Origin of the sequence: Streptomyces sp. SAJ15 (assembly GCF_007595705.1) — a bacterium.
Lineage (GTDB): Bacteria > Actinomycetota > Actinomycetes > Streptomycetales > Streptomycetaceae > Streptomyces.
Genome location: NZ_NISY01000002.1, coordinates 436,987 through 462,569, shown reverse-complemented (window position 1 = coordinate 462,569; position 25,583 = coordinate 436,987). Strand labels below are relative to the sequence as shown.

Sequence of the window (25,583 nt, the reverse complement as noted above, 5' to 3'; positions counted from 1 at the left end):
TCCGCTGTCGCCCCGAGACCAGGCAGGCACCCCCGGTGTCGGGGAGGCGAACGGCCCGTCCGGCGCCGCCGGCGGCCCGCGATCGACCTCAGTGGCGGCGGAAGAGCAGGGCGCCGCACAGCGCGCCGACCACGCCCATGCCCAGCAGCGCCAGCCACAGCGGCATGGTCACCTCCCAGAACAGCAGCCGGATCCCCACCTGCTGCATGTTCTCGAAGATGAAGATCAGCGCGAGCACGAAGAGGATGAGGCCGGCGACGCGGCCGGGTGTCGACACCAGATCCCGCATGCCGCCCCGGAAGCCGCTGTGCTTGCCTCTGGCCGCGCTCATGGGCTGCCTTCGCTCACGCTCATGCGTCCAGCATCATCGGCTGCCGGCCCGGCGCATCCCCACGCGGCGGGCTACTGGTCCGTTCGGGTGGCCTCCAGGAGCGCCCAGGCCGCGGCGTACCCCGACCGGACGTGGTCGACCGGGATGTCCGCGAGCGACCAGGAGCCGACCGGCACCGTCGCCACACCGGTGCTCACGTAGTCCGTCGCCGGGTCACGCGAGAGTCCGGTGCCCAGGCCCTTGAGGTACGCCTCCTTGCGGGTCCAGCAGCGGGCGAACGCGGCCGGCCGCTCGGCCGGCGGCAGCGCGGCCAACTCGGTGCGCTCCCGGGGGTGCAGGCTCGGCGTGATCTGGTCCACGACCGCCACCGACTGCACCCGTTCCACGTCCACCCCGATCGGCGTGCCCGCGAAGGCGAAGAGCACCAGGTCGGCGGCGTGCGACATGTTGAAGTGCAGCGCGCCGCCGCGGACCGCCGGGCGGCCGTGTGGCTCGCCGCAGCCGGGGCAGGGCTCCCGGATGAACGGCACCTCCGAGGGCTCCAGGTCGAGGTAGGCGCCCAGCAGCCGACGCAGTCCGACGTGGGCCGCGGTGTACCGCTCCCGGTCCTCGTCCCGCAGGAACGCGGCGACCCGCTCACGCTCCTGGGCGTCGAGGATCTTCTCGGCCACATAGCCCTCCAGCTCGGAGGTGTACTCCGAGACGCTGAGCAGCCAGGTCTGCGGACCGCCCTGCCAGCGGCCGACCAGGGCGGCCGGCGGCTCGTCGCGCCCCAGGACGCGCGGCGCCGTCATGCCCGCGCTCCGCCGTCTGGCAGCTGCGCGCGGTCCGCCGCACGCCCTGCCGCGGCGTCCGGCGCCACGGCGTTCCTTACTTCGGTCATCGGGCGGTCTCCCCCATTGAGTCGGCAACGACATGGCCGGCGACGACGTCGCCGTCGATCACGCTACCGGTGCCCCGCCGCCACACGGCGACGGGCCCGGTCCGATCGGCGGGTCGGCCACCGGGCCCGGCGCTCCCGGCGGCCGCGCGCCCGTGGCCCGGGCCACGGGCCACCGGCCGGCACGAACGGAGCGGCGGCGCGGGGCCGTTCGAGCGGAAGAGGTGATCTGGTCGCCTACTTGGTGAACTCCAGGACGGGTATGTCGGTGCGGGTGATGCCGAAGGTCTGCGCGTACAGCGACAGTTCGGCCTCCAGGGCCCGGACCAGGGTGGTGGCACGGCGGAAGCCGTGGCCCTCGCCCTCGAAGGTCAGATACGCGTGCGGGACGCCCCGACCGGCCGTCTCGGCCAGGAAGCGCTCGCACTGCGCCGGCGGGCAGATCGGGTCCTCCAACCCCTGGAGCAGCAGGAACGGCGCGCTGACGCGCCCCGCGTGGGTCAGCGGGGCCCGTTCGCGATAGCGCTCGGGGACCTCCTCCTCGGGGCCGATGAGGGTGTGCAGATAGCGCGACTCGAAGTCGTGCGTGCCGCCGTCCGCCCAGCCGACGAGGTCGAGCACCGGGTAGCTCACCGTGCCGCAGGCGTACAGCTCGGTGGTGGCGAGGGAGGCGGCCGCCGTCCAACCGCCGGCGCTGCCGCCGCGGATCGCCAGCCGGGAGGGGTCGGCCGTGCCCTCCTCGGCGAGCGCCCGGGCGACCGCGGCACAGTCCTCGACGTCCACCTCGCCCCAGCGCTCCCGCAGCCGCTCCCGGTAGGCGCGGCCGTACCCCGTCGACCCGCCGTAGTTGACGTCGGCGACGCCGATGCCGCGCGAGGTGAAGTAGGCGATCTCCAGATCGAGGACGAGCGGGGACCGGGAGGTCGGCCCCCCGTGCGCCCAGACGACGAACGGCGGAGGGCCGCCGTCGGGCGCGCCGTGGTCGGGGCTGTGCGGCGGGTAGATGTGGGCGTGCACCTCTCGGCCGTCGACGCCGGTGAAGGTGCGGATCCGCGGCTCCGGGTAGTAGGCCGGGTCGACGGGGTCGACGTGCGCGGCGCCGATCACCCGCGCCCGCCCGGTGCGGGTGTCCAGCTCCACCACCTCGTAGCCGCTGCGGGGGCTCGCGGCGACGCCGAGGACGCGGGTGCCGGCCGCCGCCAGCGTGGCCCTGTACTCGGTCCACGGGCCGGGGGCGTCCACCAACTCGCCGGTCTCCGGGTCGAGGACGCCCAGGGCGGCCGGTCCCCGGCCGTGGACGACGGCGATCAGCCCGCTCTCCAGCGGCAGGAACCAGCGCAGGCCCAACGCCCACAGCGGCCCGCCGAAGTCCTCCTCCCGCGGGCACAGCGGGGTGCCGGTCGCGGCCTCGGCCCCGGTGTCGGTGCCGGGGCCGGTGCCGGTGCCGGGGATGTCCCCCGATCCGGTGCCGGGGGCCGCGTCGGGGTCGATCCGGTGCAGGTTCCACCAGCCGGAGACGTCCGAGACGTACAGCAGCGCGCCGTCCGCGGCCCATTCGACCTGGGCCACCGCCTCCCCCGCGCCGCCCAGCAGCCGCCGCTCACCGGTGAAGCCGCCGTCGTCCGCGACCTCGGCGAGGATCACCTCCGTGCCGTCCCAGGGCATCCTCGGGTGATCCCAGGCCAGCCAGGCCGCGCGCCGCCCGTCCGGGGAGAGCCGGGGCCCGGTGACGAACCGGTGAGCGCCGCCGGACAGTTCGCGCAGCGCGGCGCGGTCCTCGGCGGCGGAGCCGTCCAGCGGAACGGCGGCGATCACCCGTCGCACCTCGGTGGGGGCCGCGCCGGTGAACTCCTCCAGCACGCCCCACACCTCGCCCCGGTCGGCGTCGATCCGCAGATCGGCCCAGCGCAGCCCGCCGCCGACCGGGGAGACCGGGGTCAGCGGCCGCGGCGCGGCGGCACCGTCCGGCTCGTAGGCGTACAGCCGCTGGTCGTCGAAGTGGACGAACACGATCAGCGGGCCGCCGGCCGGTCGCGCGAGGCCCGCCCACGGGGCGCCCCCGTACTCGATGACCCTGCTGCGCGCGTTCCACGGCGCGGGCAGGGCCGCCGCCTCGGTGCCGTCGGCCCTCAGCCGCACCAGGGTGCGCCGGCCGCCCTCCTCCGGGCGGGGCGCGGTCCACCAGACCTCGTCGCCGACCGTGCCCACGTACTCCGGTCGCCCGTCGAGCGACGCGGCCAGCGCGGCGTCGATCGGCGAGCCCCAGGCTCCGTACGGCGCCGTGGACACTGTTGTCTTCACCTGTGGTCACGCCTCCTGAAGGAAGTGGTCGAGCACGCGGACGCCGAAGTGCAGGGCCTCGACGGGCACTCGCTCGTCCACACCGTGGAAGAGCGCCTTGTAGTCGAAGCCTTCGGGGAGCCTGAGCGGCGAGAAGCCGTAGCCGACGACGCCGAGCCGGGAGAACTGCTTGGCGTCGGTGCCGCCCGACAGGCAGTACGGCACCACGGAGCCCTCCGGGTCGAACCGCTCGACGGCCGCGCGCATCGCCGTGTACGTCGGCGCGCCGGGTCCCACCGGCGCCTCCAGCGCCACCTCGCGGTGGTGGAACTCCCAGTCGACGTCGGGGCCGGTGAGCCGGTCCAGGGCGGTGCGGAACTCCTCGTCGCCGCCGGGCAGGACACGGCCGTCGACATAGGCGGTGGCGCTCCCCGGAATGACATTGATCTTGTAGCCGGCCTCCAGCACCGTCGGGTTGGCGCTGTTGCGCACGGTCGGCCCCACCAGCGCGGCGGCCCGCCCCAGCTTGGTCAGCAGCTCGTCCACGTCGAAGTCGGGGGCCTCCGGGTCGACGGCGATGCCCTGGAGCGCGGCCAGTTCGGTCAGGCAGGCCCGGACGGTCGGAGTCAGTCGGACCGGCCAGCGGTACTCGCCGATCCGTGCGACGGCGGCCGCCAGCCGGCTCACGGCGTTGGCCCGGTTGGTCAGCGAGCCGTGGCCGGCGGTGCCGCGCGCGGTGAGCCGCAGCCAGGCGGTGCCGCGCTCACCGGCCCCGATGGGATAGATCCGCTGCCGCGGCCCGGCGTGGAAGGTGTAGGCACCGGACTCGCCGATGCCCTCGGTGCAGCCTTCGAAGAGCCCGGCGTGCTCGTCCACCAGGAAGGCGGCGCCGGCCGAGCCGTTGTCCTCCTCATCGGCGGTGAAGGCGAGGACGATGTCCCGGCGCGGCCGCACCCCGGCACGCGCCCAGGCCCGGACCACCGCGAGCACCATCGCGTCCATGTTCTTCATGTCGACGGCGCCCCGGCCCCAGACCACGCCGTCGCGCACCTCGCCGGAGAAGGGGTGCACGGACCAGTCCGCGGGCTCGGCGGGCACCACGTCCAGATGGCCGTGGACCAGCAGCGCGGGCGCGCTCGGGTCGCGGCCCTCGACGCGCGCCACCACATTGGTGCGCCCCGGCACCCGCTCCAGCAGGGTGGGCGCGATATCGGCCTCGCCGAGCCGCTCGGCGACGTATTCGGCGGCGGGACGCTCCCGGCAGTCCCCGCCACCCCGGTTGGTGGTGTCGATCCGGATCAGCTCGGAGGTGAACCGCACCACTTCCTCCAGCGCCTGCGCGTCGATCGCCTCCGCGCGGCCGGTCTGCTCAGCCATACTCCTCCTCCGTTGCGGCCGAGGCGAGGGTGGTGACCGCCTTGAAGCAGCGGATGCCCTCGTACATGGTGGTTGACGTGTAGGAGACGCGTCGCTCTCCGCTGCGCTCCACGCCGGGCACGACGGTCACCGCGCCCGCCAGGTGCTCCGCGTCGAACTCGACCTCGATCGTGAAGGGGCCACCGCGCACCGGCTCGTGGCGCACCGCGAGCGCCGCCGCCTCCTTCGCCGCGGCCCGGATGTCGGCCGCGGTGCGGGCCGGGGGGCGGCACACGGCCGCGTACCGCGACACGTAGTCCTTGACGGCGACGTGCCGGGCCCGCGGGGCGTACGCCCGGGCGTCCTGGCAGGTGCGGTCGTCGCCCGTCACCAGGACCACCGGCACCCCGTACTCGGCGACGACCAGCGAGTTGAGCAGGCCCTCGCTGGCGCGCACGCCGCCGACCCACACTCCGGTGATGGAGTTGGCGAGGTAGGTGTGGGCGAGCACGCCCTCGGTGCCCGCGCCCGTGTGATAGCCGACGAACGCGACGCCGTCGACATCGCCGTGCTGGACGCCCTCGACCATGCTCAGGCTCTTGTGCCGGCCGGTCAGCATCCGGGCCCGCTCGTCCAGCTCCTCCAGCAACAGGTTGCGCATCCCCCAGTGCGCCTCGTTGACGACGACCTCGTCGGCGCCGCCGTCGAAGAAGCCGGCGACGGCCGCGTTCACGTCGGAGGTGAACAGCCGGCGGCAGCGCTCCCACTGGGAGGCCCCGGGCAGCACATCGGCCGGCCATGTCACGCCGGTGACGCCCTCCATGTCCGCGCTGACGAGGATCATCATGCCTCGCCACGTTACGCGCTGCCGGACGGCCGAACCAGCCCTGTGGACAACCGTCGCCGGGGCCCGCCGCCGGGTCGGCACGAACGGCGCAACGCAGGCCCTACGCGCCCCCTCGGACACACCGGCGCTCGGTTCCGCCCCCGTACCCGCTCGGTCTCCGCTCAGTCCTCGTATCCGAGCAGCAGGTCCCGCTCGGTGCGGCCGCCGCCCGCGATGTGCAGGACGGTGGCCACCGGCGGATAGCCGGCGGCGATCACGGTGTACTCGCCGGCCGACAGGTCGACGAAGCGGAAGGCGCCTTCCGTGCCGGTGGTGGCGGTGTCCACCACGTTCCCCGCGGCGTCGAGCAGGGTGACGCGCGCGTCCTCCACCGGGCGGCCGCCACCGGCCCGCACCACGCCGCGCAGCACCGCGCCGCCGGCCAGTTCGATGTCCTGCCGGGTCTCCCGTGCCGCCTGCACCGACACCGGCAGCGCCGCGGGGCGGAAGGCGGGGGCGCTGGAGGCCAGGGTGTACTCGCCGGCGATCAGCTCGGTGATGACATAGCCGCCCTCGCGGCCGCTGCGGGTGGAGGCCACCACCTCGCCGCGTACGTCGGTGAGGGTGACGATGGCGTCCCGCACCGGCGTGCCGTCGGCCGTCTGCACCGTGCCGGCGAGCCGGCCCGCGCCCCCGAGCACCACGTCGAGGTCGACCGGGCGGTCGGCGACGGTGACGGTGACCGCCTGCGGCTGGTGACCGCCGGCCGAGGCGATCAACACATAGGAGCCGGTGCCGGGGGTGCTGAGCGCGTACCGCCCGTCCTCTCCGGTGGCGCCGCGCCCGATCTGCCGGCCGCCCACGTCGATGAGGGTCAGGGCGGCGCGTGGCACCGAGGTGCCGTCGCTGTGCTGGACGGTGCCGCAGACCGGGACGCCGGCGGAGATCGGTGCGGTGTGCGGGCTGGGCGGGGCGACGGAGGTCTGGAAGCCCTCCATGCCCGGCTCCGTGCCGTCCAGGCGCGCCGTCGGCACGGCGTGGTCGGGCGCGGAGGCGTGTTCGGTGGTGGACACCAATGGTTTCTCCTTGAGGAGGAGGGCGAGCAGGAAGCCCAGGACGAGCACCGGCACGAGGTAGAGGAAGATCCGCGGCATGGCGTCGGCGTATGCCGCGACGTACCCGTCACGCAGCGCGGCGGGCATCTCGTACACCATCTGCGGGGTGATCGATTCCGGGTCGGGCAGCGAGCCGCCGGCCGGCAGCTCCTCCGCCAGGCTGTCGGCGAGGCGGTCGGCGAACAGGGTGCCGAAGACGGCGGCGCCCACACTGCCGCCGATCTGCCGGAAGTAGTTGTGGGCGCTGGTGGCCGCGCCGAGGTCGGCGAGGGGTACGGAGTTCTGCACGGCGAGGATCAGCACCGCCATGACCAGTCCGACGCCGACCCCGAGGACCCCCATCCAGACGCTGTACTCCAGCCGCGAGGTGTCCTCGCGCATCAGGGACAGCAGCCACATGCCCACGGCGGAGATCGCGCAGCCCAGCAGCGGGTGCATCCGGTAGCGGCCGGTGCGGCTGATGAGCTGTCCGGAGACGATGGAGGACACCACGACGCCGGCCATCATGGGCAGCATGAGCAGCCCGGATTCGGTGGCGCTGGCGCCGTCGACCATCTGGAGGAAGGTCGGCAGGTACGAGGCGGCGCCGAAGAGCGCGACGCCCACCAACGCGCCCACCAGGCCGGTGATGTTGAAGACGGAGTCGCGGAACAGCCGTAGCGGGATGATCGGTTCGGCGACGTGGTACTCGACGACGACGAAGAGGATCGCGGTGCCCAGCGCGCCGGCCGCGAGCCCCAGGATGACCCGGGAGCGCCACTCGTACTCGGTCCCGCCCCAACTGGTCAGCAGCACCACGAAGGTGGAGGACGCGGCCAGCAGCACCGCGCCGAGCAGATCGAACCGGCCGCGTTCCCCCGGGGGCTTGGGAAGCCTGAGCACCAGCGCCACGACGAGGAGGGTGACCAGCCCGAAGGGCACGTTGATGTAGAAGCACCAGCGCCAGGAGGCGTGGTCGGTGAAGAAGCCGCCGAGCAGTGGGCCGGCGACGGAGGCGAGCCCGAAGGTGGCGCCGATGGCGCCCATGTAGCGGCCGCGTTCGCGGGGGGAGACGATGTCCGCCATGATCGCCTGCACGCCGATCATGAGCCCGCCGCCGCCCACGCCCTGGATCGCCCGGAAGACGATCAGTTCGTTCATGGTGCGCGACCAGCCGGCCAGCGCGGAGCCGGCGACGAAGACGACGATCGCGAAGACGAAGACGCCCTTGCGGCCCATGACGTCGCCGAGCTTGCCGTAGACCGGCAGCACCACGGTGGAGGCCAGCAGGTAGGAGGTCACGGCCCAGGACATGTCGTCCAGGCCGTGCAGCTCCCCGACGATCTTGGGGAGCGCGGTGGCGACGATGGTCTGGTCGAGCGCCGACAGCAGCAGCGTCAGCATCAGCCCGAAGAAGACCATCCGTACCCGGGCCCGACTGAGCGGGACCGGGGCGGCGTCCGGGTCGGCCGGTTGCCCGCCGTCGCCCGCGGCGGCCTCCGGCGGCCACGCGCCCTGGGGGTCCCCGCGCCCGGCTCCGCTCCAGGAGCCGCCCTCGTCCACGGCTCCGTATCCGTCCTCCGCGGCCTCGCCGGGCACGGCCGGAGCGCCGTCGCCCTTCACCAGGCTGGTTCCGACCACGGTGGTCCCGCCCACGTGCCTCTCCCCTCGTCGCGCCTGCGCCGCCGCCATTTCTCGCATTACGCGACATCAGGGAGCAAGCGCGACGATTTGCCGGAGAGGGGCGCACAAGCGGCTTTAGTGCCGGTCGGAGTGGCTACGGCGCACGACCGCACCCGGCGGGAAAACCACCCGAAACGGTGAGACTGACGCCGCACCGATCGGGTGGCCGCCGGCTACTTCTCCAGCTCGGCGGCGAGGTTGGCGAGCACCGCGTCGTAGATCCGAGCCAGCCCCTTGGGGGCGAAGGTCCGCTCGAAGAAGCCGCCGATGCCGCCGGCGCCGGTCCAGGTGGTGGTGACCACCACCCGCGAGGCACCCTCACCCGCCGGGGTGACGATCCATGTGGTGACCATGCTGGAGTTGCGGTCCTTCTCCACCAGCTGCCCGTCGGTCGGCTCGGTCACCTCCAGCAGACAGTCCCGCACCCGCTTGCTGGTGGCCTGGAGCTTCCAGTGCACCAGCGTGCCCTCGCCGTCGCCGCCCTCTCGCACCTCGTACTCGCTGAAGTGCTCGGACAGCACCTTGGCGCGGGTCCCGCTGTAATCGGCGAGCGCGTCGAACACGTCCTCGGCCCTGCCCTGGACGATCCGCTCCGTGGTGGCCTCGACCTGCCCCATTCCTCTTCCTCCCGCACGTTCGGTTGCACTGCCCGGCAAGCCAACCACCTGCGGCGCAGCCGCCCAAATCGAGGGTTGACGCGCCTTTCTTCGAGCGTATGTTCTATTCTCGAACAAGCGAGACCCCGGAGGTGCACACCATGCGCTGGGACAACCTGAACCCCGACCGAGCCGCCCCCGCCCTCTTCGGCACCGACGCGGTGGTCACCCGTACCTTCGACACCCCCGAGTTCCGCGGCATCACCTTCCACGAGGTGCGGGCGCGCTCGATCGTCAACCGGGTGCCGGGCGCCTCCCGCATGCCGTTCGAGTGGACGGTGAACCCGTACCGCGGCTGCACGCACGCCTGTGTGTACTGCTTCGCGCGCAAGACCCACGGCTATCTCGACCTCGACACCGGCCTCGGCTTCGACTCGCAGATCGTGGTGAAGGTCAACGCCCCCGAGCTGCTCCGCCGCGAGCTGGCCTCGTCCCGCTGGCAGGGTGAGCACATCGCCATGGGCACCAATGTCGACTGCTACCAGCGCGCGGAAGGGCGGTATCGACTGATGCCCGGCATCCTGGGCGCGCTGCGCGACCGCGCGAACCCCTTCTCGATCCTCACCAAGGGCACGCTGATCCTCCGCGACCTGGAGCTGCTGCGGCAGTCCGCGCGGGTGACCGACATCGGGGTCTCGGTCTCCGTGGGCTTCGTCGACCGCGAGCTGTGGCGCACCGTGGAGCCGGGCACACCCTCGCCCGAGCGGCGCCTCGACGTCGTGCGGACGCTGGCCGAGCACGGCATCCCGTGCGGGGTGCTGATGGCGCCGGTCATCCCGTTCCTGGGCGACACCCCCGAGCAGCTACGGGAGACGGTGCGGGCGATCGCCGCCGCCGGGGCGGGCTCGGTGACCCCGCTCGTGCTCCATCTGCGACCCGGCGCCCGCGAGTGGTTCATGGCCTGGCTGGCCCGCCACCATCCGCACCTGGTGCGGCGGTACGAGGCCATGTACGCGGACGGGGCGTACGCGCCGACGTGGTACCAGCGACGCGTCACCCGACAGGTGCACGAGCTCGCCGCCGAGTACGGCATCGGGCCAGCCCGCGCCGGCGCCGCCCGCAACCTCACCCGTCCGGAGGCGGATCGGGATCCCGAGGTGGCGCACGACTCCGGGACGGCCCACGGGCCCGCGTCGGCGTCCGGGTCACGGGCCACCCAGCTGAGCCTGCTGTGAGGCGGCCGGAATTCGCTGTCGCGGCACCCCCATGAGCCACGATCATGACGTTCCGTCATGAACAGGGGCGGGCCCCGAGCACCGGGGGTCGGCCCCGAGAGCGCAAGGGAGTCCGCATGCCGCACCTCAGCCACCTCGCCGCCCCCGAGGGAGTCGCTCCGGGCAACGGCTACAGCCATGTCGTGTGGGGCACCGGCCGCCTCATCGCCGTCTCCGGACAGGTCGCGCTGGACGAGCACGGCGAGCTGGTGGGCCCCGGCGACCCCGCGGCCCAGGCCCGCCAGGTCTTCGAGAACCTCCGCCGTTGTCTGGCCGGAGCGGGCGCGACCTTCGCGGACGTGGTGAAGCTGACGTACTTCGTCACGGACGTGGCCCAGTTGCCCGCGATACGGGAGGCCCGGGACGCCTTCGTCGACACCGTGCGGCCGCCTGCCAGCTCCGCGGTCCAGGTCGCCGCGCTGTTCCGGCCGGACCTGCTGCTGGAGGTCGAGGCGCTCGCCGTCGTGGGCTCCTCGGAGCCCACGCGCCGATAGGCCGGTCATCCGATGCGCGTACGCGAGATGGTGGAGGACGACATCACCGCGGTGGCCGGGCTACGCGTCCGCGGCTGGCAGGCCGCGTACTCCGGGCTGATGCCCCAGGCGTATCTGGACGGGCTGAGCGTGGCGGAGGACGCCGAGCGGCAGCGGGAGTACTTCTCCCGCGGCCTGGGCGTCATGGTGAACCTGATCGCCGAGTCGGCGCGCGGAGAGCCGGTGGGCTGGGCCTGCCTCGGCCCCTCCCGCGACCCGGATGTGCCCGCCGGCGACGCCGAGCTCTACGCCCTCTACGTCCGCCCCGAGCTGATCGGCACCGGTGTCGGCCACACCCTGCTGACCGAGTCGCTGGCCCGGGCCCGCGAGCGCGGTTTCCCCCGGATGCTGCTGTGGGTGCTGAAGGAGAACGCCCGCGCACGACGGTTCTACGAGCGGGCGGGTTTCGCGCCGGACGGCCGGGAGCAGTCGGACGAGGTGGCGGGCGTCGACGTCGCGGAGGTGCGGTACGCCCTGCGGCTCTCGCCCCCGCCGGACGGCTCCCGACCCGGGACCGGGTAAGCGGACCGGCCGCGTGGGGCGGCGTTCGGCTCGGCCGGGTGCGGCTTTCGTCTCGCGCCTTCGGCGCACAGCGGCAACAGCGGACGGGAGGGGGAGCCCAGGGCGCCGTCGCCGTCCGCGGGCCGCCGGTCGATGCTCGATGGCCGGTGGCCGGTGGCCGGGGCGGAACGACAGTCTCCCGTTCCCGCCGAATCCAGACACCCCTCTCAGGGCGCGGCTGATCGGCCGTACGTCGGCGCCGGGACGGCCTACCGGCCGGGTGTCGCTGTCGTGCGGACCGGCCGCGTGGGGCGGCATTCGGCTCGGCCGGGTGCGGCTTTCGTCTCGCGCCTTCGGCGCACAGCGGCAACAGCGGACGGGAGGGGAGCCCAGGGCGCCGTCGCCGCCCGCGGGCCGCCGGTCGATACTCGATGGCCGGTGGCCGGTGGCCGGGGCGGAACGACAGTCTCCCGTTCCCGTCGAATAGAGACACCCCCTCTCCGTATTGCTTGCTGCCGAGCAAGTACCCGGTCAAACGATTCTGAGAAGGTGCTTCGCCTCTCACGCACACCGGCCCGCAGACGGCTGCCGTGGACGTCCGCCACGGGTACCGAGCACAGACGTTCGACCACCGGCGTCGGCCATGGGATCGGTTGCCGTCATCGGCCACCGGGCGGCAGACGGCGATGGCGTCGGGCCCCTCCCCTCCTCGCCCGCTGCCGCCGCTTTGCGCCGAAGGCGCGAGACGAAAGCCGCACCCGGGCGAGCTGAATGCCGCCCAGCGGCGCGTAGCCGCCCACCGCCCACCGCCTCCGCGACTCTCCCGCGGCGGTCCCCACGCCGCCGCCACGACCCGCGCCGGAGTCGGGACCGCCCGCGTGCGTCGCTCAGCTCCGTGGCGCCGTCTCCGCGCGGGCGATCGCCGCGACGGCGGCCGCGGTCAGCTGCGGGTAGGCGCTGGCCTTGGTCAGCACCGGTATCGCGCGCGGGTCGCCGAGGGCACCGAGCCCCTCCACGCACGCCCGGGCTATCGACCAGTGGTGCTCCCGCGCGGCCAGCAGCCGCTCCAGCGTCTCGGCGAGCGCCGGCACGGACTCGGGGGCGCGCAGCTCCACCAGCAGCCGGATGGGGTGCAACGCGTAGTGAACGCGGACCGGATTGGTGGCCAGCGCCGCGGCCGCGCGGGCGGTGCGCGGGTCGCCGAGCCGGGCCAGCGCCCGCGCGGCGGTGGCGCAGCGCACCGGGTCGCGGTAGTTGAGCATGAGGATCAGCGTTTCGAAGGCGCGCCGGTCGCCGATGGTGCCGAGCGCGTACGCGGCGGTCTCGCGCGCCCACAGGGGCTGTTCCGGGGCGACCAGGACACGGGCGAGCTCCTCGCGGGCGGCGGGCGTGCGCTCGCGGACGAGCGCCAGCAGCGCGCGGTACGCGGCCACCTCCGCCGGGGACGTGAGTGAAGCCCGCACCCGGTCGACCAGCGCGCGGAAGTCGTCTTCCATGACCCGATTCCCTCCCCACTGCCCGCGTGTACGCGTGGTCCACGCCACAGCGCGAGCGTCGTAACCACCTCTGGCATAACAGTTACCCGCGAGTTAAGCTGCCGCCACGAGCAGCACTCAAGCTCGGGCGGCCTGGTGACGCAGCCGCCAAGAGTGACGTCGGTTCGGCACTCGAGTATCTGTACGGCGCGGCCCCGGGACAGGGCCTGCCGCAGCGTTCTTCGCGGGTTTCACCGAGTTCTTACGACTTTCTACGAGCAGTGGTGCCCGTCCAGGAGCGCGTAACTCCCCATCCGCCGCCGCCCGGAGCGTGTTTCCAGGTTACGGCGGATCCGGATCCCTCAGTCGTCACCTCTCCCCGAGACCGGGGAACACCCTCAGGAGACCCTCGATGGGCCGAACGTCCACACCTGAAACCTCCCCCGCGCCGTCCCTCAGCCTGCGCACCGTGGCCGTGATCGGCCTCGGCACCATGGGCACCGGCATCGCCGAGGTGCTGACCCGCGCCGGTCGCGAGGTCATCGGCATCGACATCAGCGAGGCCGCCGCCCGTACCGCCGTCGCCGCCCTGGAGTCCGCCACCGCCCGCGCGGTGCGCCGCGAGAAGCTCACCGAGGAGGAGCGGACCGCGGTCCTCGGCCGGTTCCGCACCTCCACCGAGCTGGCCGACGCCGCCGGCGCCGATCTCGTCATCGAGGTGGTGCCGGAGCACTACGAGACCAAGCACGAGGTCTTCACCGCGCTGGACGCCGTCGTGCGCCCGGAGACGATCCTGGCCACCGGCACCAACGCCTTGTCGGTGACCCGGCTGGCCGCGGACTCCGCCCGCCCCGAGCGCGTCCTGGGCCTGCACTTCTTCAACCCCGCCCCCGCCATGAAGCTGGTCGAGGTGGTGTCCTCCGTGCTCACCGCCCCGGCGGCGGTGGCGGCGGTCACCGACCTCGCCCGCGACCTGGGCAAGGAGCCGGTGGCCGTGGGCGACCGGCCGGGCTTCGTCGCCGACGGGCTGCTGTTCGGCTACCTGAACCAGGCCGCCGCGATGTACGAGGCGAAGTACGCCACGCGCGAGGACATCGACGCCGCCATGAAGCTGGGCTGCGGGCTGCCGATGGGCCCGCTGGCGCTGCTCGACCTGATCGGCGTCGACACCGCGCGCACCGTCCTGGAGGCCATGTACGCCGCCTCCCGCGACCGGCTGCACGCTCCCGCCCCGATCCTCGGCCAGCTCAGCGAGGCCGGGCTGAACGGCCGCAAGTCGGGCCGCGGCTTCTACAGCTACGCGGCGCCGGGCAGCGGGGAGGTGGTGCCGGACGACCTGACGCCGGGCGACGCGCACGAGACGGCGGCCGGTCGGACCGTGCGTCGGGTCGGCGTGGCCGGCTCGGGCACCATGGCCAGCGGCATCGCCGAGGTCTTCGCCAAGGCGGGGTACGAGGTGGTGCTGGCCGCCCGCGGCCTGGACAAGGCGGAGAAGGCGAAGGGCCGGATCGACCGCTCGCTGCGACGCTCGGTGGAGAAGGGCCGGCTGACCGAGGAGGCCGCACGGGAGGCGCTGGAGCGCGTCACCCCGGCCGGCGCGCTGGACGCCTTCGCCGAGGTGGACCTGGCGGTGGAGGCGGTCGCCGAGGACCTGGCCGTCAAGCAGCAGCTGTTCGCCACCCTGGACAAGGTGTGCAAGCCGGGCGCGGTGCTGGCCACCACCACCTCCTCGCTGCCCGTCATCGCCTGCGCCCGCGCCACCTCGCGGCCGCGGGACGTGATCGGGATGCACTTCTTCAACCCGGCGCCGGCGATGAAGCTGGTCGAGGTGGTCCGCACCGTGCTCACCTCGGAGGAGGCGCACGCGACCGTCCGCGCCGTCTGCCGCCAGGTGCGCAAGCACCCGGTGGACTGCGGCGACCGGGCCGGCTTCATCGTCAACGCGCTGCTGTTCCCCTACCTGAACAACGCCGTGAAGATGGTGCAGGAGCACTACGCCTCGCCGGATGACATCGACGCGGCGATGAAGCTCGGCGGCGGCTATCCGATGGGCCCCTTCGAGCTGCTCGACGTCGTCGGCCTGGACGTGTCGCTGGCGATCGAGAAGGTGCTGCACCGCGCGTTCCGCGATCCGGGCCTGGCGCCCGCGCCGCTGCTGGAGCACCTGGTGGCGGCGGGCTGCCTGGGACGCAAGACCGGGCGCGGCTTCCGCGAGTATGCGAGGGCCTGAGTACGTCCCCGGCTGGGGCGGGCTGCTGGAGCCCGACGGCGGTCCGCCCCCGCACACGCACTCCGCAGCGTGTTACGTTCCCCACATGTCCCAGCCCGTGAAGTCCGCTCGTCCGAACCGTACGACCGCCGCCGACGGCGGAGACAGCGCCGGCTCGCGCCGTGCGGCCGCGCAGCGCCTGACCATGCGCCGCAAACTGGCCGCCGCCGCCATGGAGTTGTTCGCGACGAAGGGCTACGAGGCCACGACGGTCGACGAGATCGCCGCCGCGGCCGGGGTCGCCCGCCGCACGTTCTTCCGGCACTTCCGCTCCAAGGAAGAGGCGATCTTCCCCGACCACGACGACACGCTGGTGCGCGCGGAGGCGGTCCTGGAGGCCGCCCCGCCGCACGAGCACCCGCTGGACACGGTCTGCCGGGGCATCAAGGAGGTCATGAAGATGTACGCGGCCTCCCCGGCCGCGTCGGTGGAGCGCTATCGGCTGACCCGCGAGGTTCCGGCCCTGCGGGAGGCCGAGATCGCCTCGGTGGCCCGCTACGAGCGGCTGTTCACCCGCTATCTGCTGGGTCATTTCGACGAGGGCGCGCACCACGTCGGGGACGACGACCCGCTGCTGGCCGAGGTCGCCGCGTCCGCGGTGGTGACCGCGCACAACCACGTGCTGCGACGCTGGCTGCGGGCGGGCGGCCAGGGCGACGTGGAGACGCAGCTGGACCACGCGTTCGCCATCGTCCGGGAGACGTTCGGCACCGGCATCGTGGCGGGCCGGTCGCTGTCCGGCCGCGGGCCGGCCGCCGCCGCGACGGTGGAAGGCGAGGACGAGGTGGTGGTGATGGTGGCGCGCACCGACGCCCCGCTGAACGAGGTCATGCGCACCATCGAGCGGGCCCTGAAGAAGCGCGACTGACGGCCCCGCGGCCGCCGCTCCCCGCACCTCGCCGCACGTTCGCGCCCCTTCCCGCGCGCTTCCGCCACCGGCACCGACCCCAAACCATTCGCACACGACCGCACACCCTCCGCGACGGCCGCCCCTCCTCGGGGCGGCCGTCTTGCTCATGCGTGCGACCGGAATGACAATTGAGAGAAATTGTTGGCACCCAGTGTCTTGCTTAGTGGCACGCGGTGCCATAACTTGAGAGAGTCCGGGCGGCCGGCGCGTTGAGAAAGCGCGTCGCGCGTCGGCTGTCCCCGCAAGCACCTTGCGCGCCCGGACGCCTGCGTCACAGGCACCCCCCGGCACCGTCCGGGACCCCAGCGCCACCCGCGCACCGCCGAGCACCACCTCCGCCGAACCGACGGCACCACCGGCTCCACCCACAGCCCGTCAGATCGACCCCAGCGTTCCCTCAAGCGTCCTCAAACGCTTCGCCGGAGGCCACCATGAACGAGATCCTGGACGCGATCCTCGCGCCCGACAGCACGCCAGCGGACCTGGCGGCGATCCCCCTGCCGGAGTCCTACCGCGCGGTCACCGTGCACAAGGACGAGACCGAGATGTTCGCCGGCCTCAGTACCCGGGAGAAGGATCCGCGCAAGTCCCTTCACCTGGACGAGGTCCCGGTGCCCGAACTCGGCCCCGGCGAGGCCCTCGTCGCCGTGATGGCCAGCTCGGTCAACTACAACTCCGTCTGGACCTCGATCTTCGAGCCGGTGTCCACCTTCGCCTTCCTGGAGCGGTACGGCCGGCTCTCCCCGCTGACCAAGCGGCACGACCTCCCGTACCACGTCATCGGCTCCGACCTGGCGGGCGTGGTGCTGCGCACCGGCCCGGGCGTCAACGCCTGGAAGCCGGGCGACGCCGTCGTGGCGCACTGCCTGTCGGTGGAGCTGGAGAGCGCCGACGGCCACAACGACACCATGCTCGACCCCGAACAGCGGATCTGGGGCTTCGAGACCAACTTCGGCGGCCTCGCCGAGATCGCACTGGTCAAGTCCAACCAGCTGATGCCCAAGCCCAAGCACCTGAGCTGGGAGGAGGCAGCCTCTCCGGGGCTGGTCAACTCCACCGCCTACCGGCAGCTGGTCTCCCGCAACGGCGCCGGGATGAAGCAGGGCGACAACGTGCTCATCTGGGGTGCCAGCGGCGGACTCGGCTCCTACGCCACCCAGTTCGCGCTCGCCGGCGGCGCCAACCCGATCTGCGTGGTCTCCAGCGAGCAGAAGGCGGCGATCTGCCGGGCCATGGGGGCCGAGGCGATCATCGACCGCAGCGCCGAGGGGTACAGGTTCTGGAAGGACGAGCACACCCAGGACCCCAAGGAGTGGAAGCGCTTCGGCAAGCGCATACGCGAGCTGACCGACGGCGAGGACGTGGACATCGTCTTCGAGCACCCCGGCCGGGAGACCTTCGGCGCCTCGGTCTACGTCACCCGCAAGGGCGGCACCATCGTCACCTGCGCCTCCACCTCCGGCTACAACCACGAGTACGACAACCGCTACCTGTGGATGTCGCTCAAGCGGATCGTCGGCTCGCACTTCGCCAACTACCGCGAGGCGTGGGAGGCCAACCGGCTGATCGCCAAGGGCAAGATCCACCCCACCCTCTCCCGGACGTACTCCCTGGAGGACACCGGTCAGGCCGCCTACGACGTCCACCGCAACCTGCACCAGGGGAAGGTCGGCGTGCTCTGCCTGGCCCCCGAGGAGGGCATGGGCGTGACCGACCAGGAACTGCGCGACCAGCACATCGACGCCATCAACCGCTTCCGGAATGTGTGAGACGCACGCATGACAGAACGCCGTAAAGACCGTCCGTGGCTGATGCGGACCTACGCCGGGCACTCCACCGCCGAGGCGTCCAACGAGCTGTACCGGCGCAACCTCGCCAAGGGCCAGACCGGTCTGTCGGTCGCGTTCGACCTGCCGACGCAGACCGGCTACGACCCCGACCACATCCTCGCCCGCGGCGAGGTGGGCCGGGTCGGGGTGCCGGTCTCCCACCTCGGCGACATGCGACGGCTGTTCCAGGACATCCCGCTGGAGCAGATGAACACCTCGATGACGATCAACGCCACCGCCATGTGGCTGCTGGCGCTCTATCAGGTGGTCGCCGAGGAGCAGGGCGCCGACATCGGCAAGCTGCAGGGCACCACCCAGAACGACATCGTCAAGGAGTACCTGTCGCGGGGCACGCATGTCTTCCCGCCGGGGCCCTCGCTGCGGCTGACCACCGACATGATCACCCACACGGTGAACCACATCCCGAAGTGGAACCCGATCAACATCTGCAGCTACCACCTCCAGGAGGCGGGAGCCACCCCGGTACAGGAGATCGCCTACGCGATGTCCACGGCGATCGCCGTGCTGGACGCGGTCTTCGCCTCCGGGCAGATCCCCGAGGACCGCAGGGGCGATGTCGTCGGCCGCATCTCCTTCTTCGTCAACGCCGGGGTCCGGTTCATCGAGGAGATGTGCAAGATGCGCGCCTTCGGCCGCATCTGGGACCAGATCACCCGGGAGCGGTACGGGATCGACGACCCCAAGCAGCGTCGCTTCCGCTACGGCGTCCAGGTGAACTCGCTCGGCCTGACCGAGGCCCAGCCGGAGAACAACGTCCAGCGGATCGTCCTGGAGATGCTGGCCGTCACCCTCTCCAAGGACGCCCGGGCGCGCGCGGTGCAGCTCCCCGCCTGGAACGAGGCACTGGGCCTCCCCCGGCCCTGGGACCAGCAGTGGTCGCTGCGCATCCAGCAGGTCCTGGCGCACGAGAGCGACCTGCTGGAGTACGAGGACATCTTCGCGGGCTCGCATGTGATCGAGGCCAAGGTGGACGCGCTGGTCGCCGAGTGCCTGGCCGAGATCGACCGGATCCAGGAGATGGGCGGCGCGATGGCGGCCGTGGAGTCCGGCTACCTCAAGGCCCAGCTGGTCTCCTCGCACGCCGAGCGCCGGGCCCGGATCGAGGCCGGCGAGGAGAAGATCGTCGGCGTCAACTGCTTCGAGTCGACGGAGCCCAACCCGCTCACCGCCGACCTGGACACCGCCATCATGACGGTCGACCCGGCGAACGAGGCCCGGGTGGTGGCCGCCCTGCACGACTGGCGGGTGGGCCGCGACGAGATGCGGGCACAGGAGTCGCTGTCCGCCCTCAAGGCGGCCGCCGCCGGCGACGCCAACCTCTTCGCCGCCACCCTGGAGTGCGCCCGCGCGGGCGTGACGACGGGCGAGTGGTCCTGGGCGCTGCGGGACGTCTTCGGCGAGTTCCGGGCCCCCACGGGGGTCAGCAGCGCCCCGGTGGCGGTCGCCGCCGAGGCGGGCAGCCTGCTGGCCGAGGTACGCGACAAGGTGGCCAAGACCGCCGCCGAGCTCGGCAGCGGCAAGCTGCGGCTGCTGGTCGGCAAGCCGGGCCTGGACGGGCACAGCAACGGCGCCGAGCAGATCGCCGTACGCGCCCGCGACGCCGGCTTCGAGGTGGTCTACCAGGGGATCCGGCTCACCCCGGAGCAGATCGTCTCGGCCGCCGTCGCCGAGGACGTGCACTGTGTGGGGCTGTCGATCCTCTCCGGCTCGCACGCCGAGCTGGTGCCCGACGTCCTGCGGCGGCTGCGCGAGGCCGGCGCGGCGGAGCTGCCGGTGATCGTCGGCGGCATCATCCCCTCCGCGGACGCGCAGGCGCTCCGCGCGGCCGGTGTCGCGGCCGTCTTCACGCCGAAGGACTTCGGCATCACGGAGATCATCGGCCGTATCGTCGACGAGATCCGGAAAGCGAACCAGCTCGACCCGTTGGAGGTCCCCGCATGACCACGCCGTCCCTCGTGAACCGGCTGCGCCCGCGTCGCTCCTGCCTCGCGGTCCCCGGTTCGAACCCGCGCTTCCTGGAGAAGGCGCAGGGGCTGCCGGCCGACCAGGTCTTCCTCGACCTGGAGGACGCCTGCGCGCCGCTCGCCAAGCCCGAGGCGCGACACACCATCGTCAAGTTCCTCAACGAAGGTGACTGGACGGGCAAGACGCGGGTCGTGCGGGTCAACGACTGGACGACCCACTGGACGTACCGGGACGTCGTGACGGTCGTCGAGGGCGCGGGCCCCAACCTCGACTGCATCATGCTGCCGAAGGTCCAGAACGCCGAGCAGGTCGTCGCCCTCGACCTGCTGCTGACGCAGATCGAGAAGACGATGGGCTTCGAGGTCGGCCGGATCGGCATCGAGGCGCAGATCGAGAACGCGCAGGGCCTGAACAACGTCAACGCGATCGCCCAGGCCTCGCCGCGCATCGAGACGATCATCTTCGGCCCCGCCGACTTCATGGCCTCCATCAACATGAAGTCGCTGGTCGTCGGCGAGCAGCCGCCCGGTTACCCGGCGGACGCCTACCACTACATCCTGATGAAGATCCTGATGGCGGCCCGGGCCAACGACCTCCAGGCGATCGACGGCCCGTACCTCCAGATCAAGAACGTCGACGGCTTCCGCGAGGTCGCGGGCCGCGCGGCGGCGCTGGGCTTCGACGGCAAGTGGGTGCTGCACCCGGGTCAGGTGGAGGCCGCCAACGAGGTCTTCTCGCCCTCCCAGGAGGACTACGACCACGCGGAGCTGATCCTCGACGCGTACGAGTGGTGCACCTCCGAGGCGGGCGGCAAGAAGGGCTCGGCGATGCTCGGCGACGAGATGATCGACGAGGCCAGCCGCAAGATGGCACTGGTGATCGCGGGTAAGGGCCGCGCCGCCGGGATGACCCGTACCAGCACGTTCGAGGCCCCGGAGGCGTAAGCGATGCAGTTCGGACGCACCTACGAGGAGTTCGAGGTCGGCGCGGTCTACCGGCACTGGCCGGGGAAGACCGTCACCGAGTACGACGACCACCTCTTCTGTCTGCTCACCATGAACCACCACCCGCTCCACATGGACGCGAACTACGCGGAGAAGACCACCGATTTCGGCAGGAACGTGGTGGTGGGCAACTACATCTACTCCCTGCTGCTGGGGATGTCGGTGCCGGACGTGTCCGGCAAGGCCATCGCCAACCTGGAGATCGAGTCGCTGAAGCACGTCGCGCCGACCTTTCACGGCGACACCATCTACGGCGAGACGACGGTGCTGGACAAGTGGCCGTCGAAGTCCAAGGACGACCGCGGGATCGTCTACGTGGAGACCAAGGGCTACAAGCAGGACTCCACCCTCGTGTGCGTCTTCCGCCGCAAGGTGATGGTGCCCACCGCCACGTACATCAAGGAGCGCGGCGGCGAGCAGCCCGGCCGCCCGGAGTTCCCGGAAGGGGAGAAGTGAGATGGGGCGCCTCGCGCAGACCGACGGGCTGACGGAGATCCAGCAGGAGATCCTGCGCACGGTCCGTGACTTTGTCGACAAGGAAATTCTTCCGGTCGCCACCGAGCTGGAGCACCGCGACGAGTATCCGGCGCAGATCGTTGAGGGCCTCAAGGAACTCGGCGTCTTCGGGCTGATGATCCCGGAGGAGTACGGCGGGCTGGGTGAGTCTCTTCTCACATACGCGCTCTGCGTGGAGGAGATCGCCCGCGGTTGGATGAGCGTGTCGGGGATCATCAACACGCACTTCATCGTCGCTTACATGCTCAAGCAGCACGGCACCCAGGAACAGAAGGACTATTTCCTGCCAAAGATGGCGCTGGGCGAGATCCGGGGCGCCTTCTCCATGTCGGAGCCGGCACTGGGCTCCGACGTGTCGGCGATCACTTCCAAGGGCGAGCGGGACGGGGACGATTTCCTCCTCACCGGCCAGAAGATGTGGCTGACCAATGGCGGCACCTCCTCGCTGGTGGCGGTGTTGTGCCGAACGGACGAGGGGCAGCCGGAGGGCACTCCGCCGCATAAGTCGATGACCACCTTCCTCATCGAGAAGGAGCCGGGATTCGGCGAGGTCAGGCCCGGACTCACCATTCCGGGCAAGATCGAGAAGATGGGCTACAAGGGCGTCGACACCACCGAGCTGATCATGGACGGGCTCCGCGTTCCGGCTGATCGCGTGCTCGGCGGGGCCACCGGACGCGGCTTCTACCAGATGATGGACGGCGTCGAGGTCGGCCGGGTCAATGTCGCCGCACGAGGCTGTGGAGTGGCCCAGCGCGCCTTTGAGCTGGGCGTTTCCTATGCTCAGCAGCGGACCACCTTCGGCAAGCCGATCTCTCAGCACCAGGCCATCCAGTTCAAACTGGCGGAAATGGCGACCAAGGTCGAGGCCGCTCATGCCATGATGGTCAACGCTGCCCGGAAAAAGGACTCCGGACAGCGCAACGACCTCGAAGCGGGGATGGCCAAGTACCTGGCCTCCGAGTACTGCAAAGAGGTCGTGGAGGACGCCTTCCGCATTCACGGCGGCTACGGCTTCTCCAAGGAATACGAGATCGAGCGCCTTTACCGCGAGGCACCGATGCTCCTCATCGGCGAGGGAACCGCCGAGATCCAGAAGATGATCATCGGGCGGCGACTGCTGGAGGAGTACCACATACAGGGATAGATGTCCTGGTTTGGGATGGTATCTAAGAGAACAAGATCACATCCTGCTCCGGGACTTCAGCCATCGACTGGCCCTGGCGCTTGCCTAGTTACCGCCCGCAACCGATACCATCCCCGGAAAGCCGCCGTCCCCTTTTTCGCTACGCGGCATCCTCCGCTACGAAGGTCATCCATGCCCCACAGCCAAACCTCTGCACCTCGCGACAGCCTCGCCGGCGTACGCCTCGCGCGCGGAGCATCGCCGTGGCTCCTCCCGACCGTCGCCACCGCGGCGGTCAGCCTCACCGCCGCCCGGGCCCGGCGCTCCGGGCGCTGGGCGGCGGTCGCCGTGCCCGCCACCGCTCTGGCGGCGGGCATGCTGTGGTTCTTCCGCGACCCTGAGCGAGAGATCACTCAGGGCCGGGTCATCTCCCCGGCCGACGGCGTGGTGCAGAGCATCATGCCGTGGAAGGACGGGCGCACCCGTGTCGCGATCTTCATGAGCCCGCTGAACGTCCACGTCAACCGCGCGCCGCTGGCGGGCACGGTGACCTCCGTCGAACACATCCCCGGCGGCTTCGTTCCGGCTTTCAACAAGGAGAGCGAGAACAACGAGCGGGTCGTCTGGCACTTCGACACCGAGCTGGGCGACATCGAGATGGTGCAGATCGCCGGTGCCGTGGCCCGGCGGATCGTGCCGTACATCCCGCAGGGCACCAAGGTGGAGCAGGGCGAGCGCATCGGCCTGATCCGCTTCGGCTCGCGCGTCGACATCTACCTTCCGGAGGGCGTGGAGGTCGCCGTCGAGGTCGGTCAGCCCACGGTTGCGGGGGTGACTCGTCTTGACCGTGACTGATCCGGACACTCAGGCCGGGTGGGTCGCCGAGGTCGAGGACGACGAGGAGACGGACCCGGACACCGGCGATATGCCGCTGTCGCTGCGGCTGTCGATAGCGGACACCCTGACTCTCGGTAACGCCACGTGCGGCTTCATGGCGGTGTACTTCACCACCACCGGCGTTCTCATCCCGCATCTCACGGGCCACGAGGACGGCGGGATGGCCCGGCACAGCGCGGCCACCGCGGTGATGCTCATGCTGCTCGCCTCGGTCTTCGACCTGTTCGACGGCCTGGTGGCGCGGAAGCTGCGCAGCTCGGCGATGGGGGCGGAGCTGGACAACCTCTCCGACCTGATCAGCTTCGGGCTGGCCCCGGCCTACTTCGTGCTGGTCTGGGGCATGGTCGCGGACGGTGCGTACCAGCAGCGGGTCTCGGCGGTGGCGGCGATCCTGGTACTTCTCGCGGTCGTCCTACGACTGGCGAGATTCTCCTGTGTGACCATGAAGGACGGCATGTTCCAGGGCATGCCGAGCCCCTTCGGCGCACTGACCGTCGTGTCGGTGGTGCTGCTGGGGCTGCCGTTCGTGCCGACGCTGCTGGCCATCGTGGGTGTGGCGTGGCTGATGGTCAGCCGGGTCGAGTACCCCAAGCCGCGCGGATGGCTGGCGGTCGCGATGCTCAGCTGGATCGTCACCAGCATGGGGCTCCTGGCGGCCTGGGCCTTCGAGGCCCCGGGCGGCGAGCTGCTGCTCCAGACGGCGTGCTCGCTGCAGCTGGTGATGGGGGCGGTCATCCCGCTGTTCGCCACGGCGCGCCGGGTGAACACGTTCCGTGACAACCGCCGCGAGGCACGGGCGGCGCAGCTGCCGTAGCGCGGGACCGCGTAGCGGTCGAGAGCCGAGGCGAAGGGCCCGGGCGACATGGCCGCCCGGGCCCTTCGCCATGTGGCCATGCTGGGGTCCGCCGTGCGGCCGGGTCGCCAGCGCGACGGCGCTGGGTGGTCCCGTGCGACGGCGGCGGGTCGCCATGCGGCGGCAACGTGTCGCCCGTGCCCCACCGCGCCAGGGGGCCGCGACGCGTCAGCCCACCGCGTACGCCAGACGCGCCGCGACACGTCAGCCCACCGCCTCCGCCAAGCGCTCCGCGAGGCGTTCGAGCAGGGGGCCCGCCTCGGCCACGCAGCGCGCCGGATCGGGCTCCAGGTCGGTCAGCGCGTACGCCCGGGAGATCCCGGCCGCGGCGAGGGCCTCGGCCGGGAGGGTGAGCCGGCCGCAGACCGCGAGCACCGGGACGCCGCGGGCGCGGGCGGCCGCGGCCACCCCCACCGGCGCCTTGCCGTGCAGCGTCTGCTCGTCGAGCGAGCCCTCGCCGGTGATCACGACATCGGCGCGGTCCAGGGCGTCCATGAAGCCGAGGACGTCGAGCATGACGTCGATGCCCGGCCGGAAGACCGCGCCGAGGCCGACCAGGGCGCCGTACCCGATGCCGCCCGCCGCGCCCGCACCGGCGGCCTGGGCGTACTCCGCGGCGCGGGGGCCGACCGCCCGCTCCAGCACCCGCGTGTAGTGGGCCAGGGCGAGGTCCAGCGCGGCGACGTCCGCGTCCGTGGCGCCCTTCTGCGGCCCGTAGACCGCCGGGGCGCCCTTGGGTCCGGTCAGCGGATTGTCGACGTCGCTGGCGAGGATGGTCTCGGTGTCGGCCAGTCGAGGGTCGAGCCCGGAGAGGTCGACCGTGGCCAGATCGCGCAGCGGGCCTCCGCCGGGGGCCACCGGCCGACCGTCCGCGGTCAGCAGCCGCGCCCCCAGCGCGCTCAGCATCCCCGCGCCGCCGTCCGTGGTCGCGCTGCCTCCGACACCGAAGACGATGGTCCGCGCGCCCGCGTCCAGGGCCGCGCGCAGCAGCTCGCCGCTGCCGTACGTCGTGGCGGTGAGCGGCGCGAAGAGGCCACGGGGCAGCCGGCGCAGCCCGGACGCCTCGGCCATCTCCACCACCGCGGTCCTGCCGCGCAGCGCGAACGAGGCCGTGAGCCGGGTGCCCAGCGGCCCGGTCACCACCGTCTCCCGGCGCTCGAACCCGGCCGCGACGGCCGCGTCGACCGTGCCGTCGCCGCCGTCGGCCACCGGCAGCGCCTCCACGCGCACGCCGGGCAGCGCGCGGCGCAGCCCGGCCGTCACCCGCGCGGCGACCTCGACCGCCGTCAGCGAGCCCTTGAACTTGTCCGCGGCGATCAGTACCCGCGTGTCCGTCACCTTGCCACCCCTCGCCGATTCCAGGA

21 protein-coding genes are annotated in these 25,583 nt (G+C 72.1%); 12 read left to right on the top strand and 9 right to left on the bottom strand.

Annotation, left to right across the window (positions count from 1 at the left end; translation table 11 throughout):
• Window positions 1-88: 88 nt before the first annotated feature.
• The 7 genes from CD790_RS07415 to CD790_RS07385 form a co-directional block, all read right to left on the bottom strand.
• Complete coding sequence (locus tag CD790_RS07415) at window positions 89-331, bottom strand: lipopolysaccharide assembly protein LapA domain-containing protein (protein WP_144382228.1); 243 nt, start codon at window positions 329-331, stop codon at window positions 89-91.
• Between the two features lie 71 nt (window positions 332-402).
• Complete coding sequence (locus CD790_RS07410) at window positions 403-1,125, bottom strand: 4'-phosphopantetheinyl transferase superfamily protein (RefSeq protein ID WP_144382227.1); 723 nt, start codon at window positions 1,123-1,125, stop codon at window positions 403-405.
• Between the two features lie 323 nt (window positions 1,126-1,448).
• The gene (locus CD790_RS07405; RefSeq protein ID WP_144382226.1) at window positions 1,449-3,512 is read right to left on the bottom strand and encodes a S9 family peptidase; all 2,064 of its coding nucleotides are present in this window, start codon (window positions 3,510-3,512) and stop codon (window positions 1,449-1,451) included.
• A gap of 6 nt (window positions 3,513-3,518) precedes the next feature.
• Window positions 3,519-4,868, bottom strand: coding sequence for a M20/M25/M40 family metallo-hydrolase (locus tag CD790_RS07400; RefSeq protein WP_144382225.1), 1,350 nt, complete (start codon window positions 4,866-4,868; stop codon window positions 3,519-3,521).
• Complete coding sequence (locus CD790_RS07395; RefSeq protein WP_144382224.1) at window positions 4,861-5,694, bottom strand: M55 family metallopeptidase; 834 nt, start codon at window positions 5,692-5,694, stop codon at window positions 4,861-4,863. Before CD790_RS07395 ends, CD790_RS07400 begins: the two co-directional genes overlap by 8 nt.
• A gap of 161 nt (window positions 5,695-5,855) precedes the next feature.
• Window positions 5,856-8,330, bottom strand: a complete 2,475-nt coding sequence (locus tag CD790_RS07390) for an MFS transporter (protein ID WP_260867467.1) — start codon at window positions 8,328-8,330, stop codon at window positions 5,856-5,858.
• 293 nt (window positions 8,331-8,623) lie between these two features.
• Window positions 8,624-9,067 (bottom strand): SRPBCC family protein, encoded by a 444-nt coding sequence (locus CD790_RS07385; protein WP_144382223.1) that lies wholly within the window; start codon window positions 9,065-9,067, stop codon window positions 8,624-8,626.
• 140 nt (window positions 9,068-9,207) lie between these two features.
• On the opposite strand from CD790_RS07385, the gene CD790_RS07380 reads away from it, so the two are divergent.
• From CD790_RS07380 to CD790_RS07370, 3 genes are all read left to right on the top strand, one after another.
• Complete coding sequence (locus CD790_RS07380) at window positions 9,208-10,281, top strand: Rv2578c family radical SAM protein (protein WP_144382732.1); 1,074 nt, start codon at window positions 9,208-9,210, stop codon at window positions 10,279-10,281.
• Window positions 10,282-10,397: 116 nt separating this feature from the next.
• Window positions 10,398-10,814: a RidA family protein gene (locus CD790_RS07375; protein ID WP_144382222.1), complete on the top strand. Its 417-nt coding sequence runs from the start codon at window positions 10,398-10,400 to the stop codon at window positions 10,812-10,814.
• Window positions 10,815-10,826: 12 nt separating this feature from the next.
• Entirely contained in the window at window positions 10,827-11,375 is a 549-nt protein-coding gene (locus CD790_RS07370; RefSeq protein WP_260867399.1) for a GNAT family N-acetyltransferase, read from the top strand.
• Window positions 11,376-12,241: 866 nt separating this feature from the next.
• Here CD790_RS07370 and CD790_RS07365 read toward each other — a convergent pair.
• Entirely contained in the window at window positions 12,242-12,850 is a 609-nt protein-coding gene (locus tag CD790_RS07365; protein ID WP_144382221.1) for a HEAT repeat domain-containing protein, read from the bottom strand.
• Window positions 12,851-13,241: 391 nt separating this feature from the next.
• On the opposite strand from CD790_RS07365, the gene CD790_RS07360 reads away from it, so the two are divergent.
• From CD790_RS07360 to pssA, 9 genes are all read left to right on the top strand, one after another.
• The gene (locus tag CD790_RS07360; RefSeq protein ID WP_186318915.1) at window positions 13,242-15,059 is read left to right on the top strand and encodes a 3-hydroxyacyl-CoA dehydrogenase family protein; all 1,818 of its coding nucleotides are present in this window, start codon (window positions 13,242-13,244) and stop codon (window positions 15,057-15,059) included.
• 85 nt (window positions 15,060-15,144) lie between these two features.
• On the top strand, window positions 15,145-15,966 hold the full coding sequence (locus CD790_RS07355) for a TetR family transcriptional regulator (RefSeq protein WP_144382220.1): 822 nt from the start codon (window positions 15,145-15,147) through the stop codon (window positions 15,964-15,966).
• Between the two features lie 473 nt (window positions 15,967-16,439).
• The gene (ccrA, locus tag CD790_RS07350) at window positions 16,440-17,777 is read left to right on the top strand and encodes a crotonyl-CoA carboxylase/reductase (RefSeq protein ID WP_144382219.1); all 1,338 of its coding nucleotides are present in this window, start codon (window positions 16,440-16,442) and stop codon (window positions 17,775-17,777) included.
• A 9-nt stretch (window positions 17,778-17,786) separates the two neighbouring features.
• A complete protein-coding gene (locus CD790_RS07345) occupies window positions 17,787-19,799 on the top strand; it encodes a protein meaA (protein ID WP_144382218.1) in 2,013 nt (670 codons plus the stop codon).
• Window positions 19,796-20,767: a CoA ester lyase gene (locus tag CD790_RS07340; protein WP_144382217.1), complete on the top strand. Its 972-nt coding sequence runs from the start codon at window positions 19,796-19,798 to the stop codon at window positions 20,765-20,767. The genes CD790_RS07345 and CD790_RS07340 overlap by 4 nt, the downstream gene beginning before the upstream one ends.
• 3 nt (window positions 20,768-20,770) lie before the next feature.
• Window positions 20,771-21,283, top strand: coding sequence for a MaoC family dehydratase (locus CD790_RS07335; protein ID WP_144382216.1), 513 nt, complete (start codon window positions 20,771-20,773; stop codon window positions 21,281-21,283).
• Between the two features lies 1 nt (window position 21,284).
• Complete coding sequence (locus tag CD790_RS07330; RefSeq protein WP_144382215.1) at window positions 21,285-22,490, top strand: acyl-CoA dehydrogenase family protein; 1,206 nt, start codon at window positions 21,285-21,287, stop codon at window positions 22,488-22,490.
• 171 nt (window positions 22,491-22,661) lie between these two features.
• Window positions 22,662-23,324 (top strand): phosphatidylserine decarboxylase, encoded by a 663-nt coding sequence (locus CD790_RS07325; protein WP_144382214.1) that lies wholly within the window; start codon window positions 22,662-22,664, stop codon window positions 23,322-23,324.
• Window positions 23,311-24,180, top strand: coding sequence for a CDP-diacylglycerol--serine O-phosphatidyltransferase (gene pssA / locus CD790_RS07320; RefSeq protein WP_144382213.1), 870 nt, complete (start codon window positions 23,311-23,313; stop codon window positions 24,178-24,180). Before CD790_RS07325 ends, pssA begins: the two co-directional genes overlap by 14 nt.
• Window positions 24,181-24,423: 243 nt before the next feature.
• Here pssA and CD790_RS07315 read toward each other — a convergent pair whose 3' ends face one another.
• Window positions 24,424-25,557, bottom strand: a complete 1,134-nt coding sequence (locus CD790_RS07315) for a glycerate kinase (protein WP_144382212.1) — start codon at window positions 25,555-25,557, stop codon at window positions 24,424-24,426.
• Window positions 25,558-25,583: the final 26 nt, after the last annotated feature.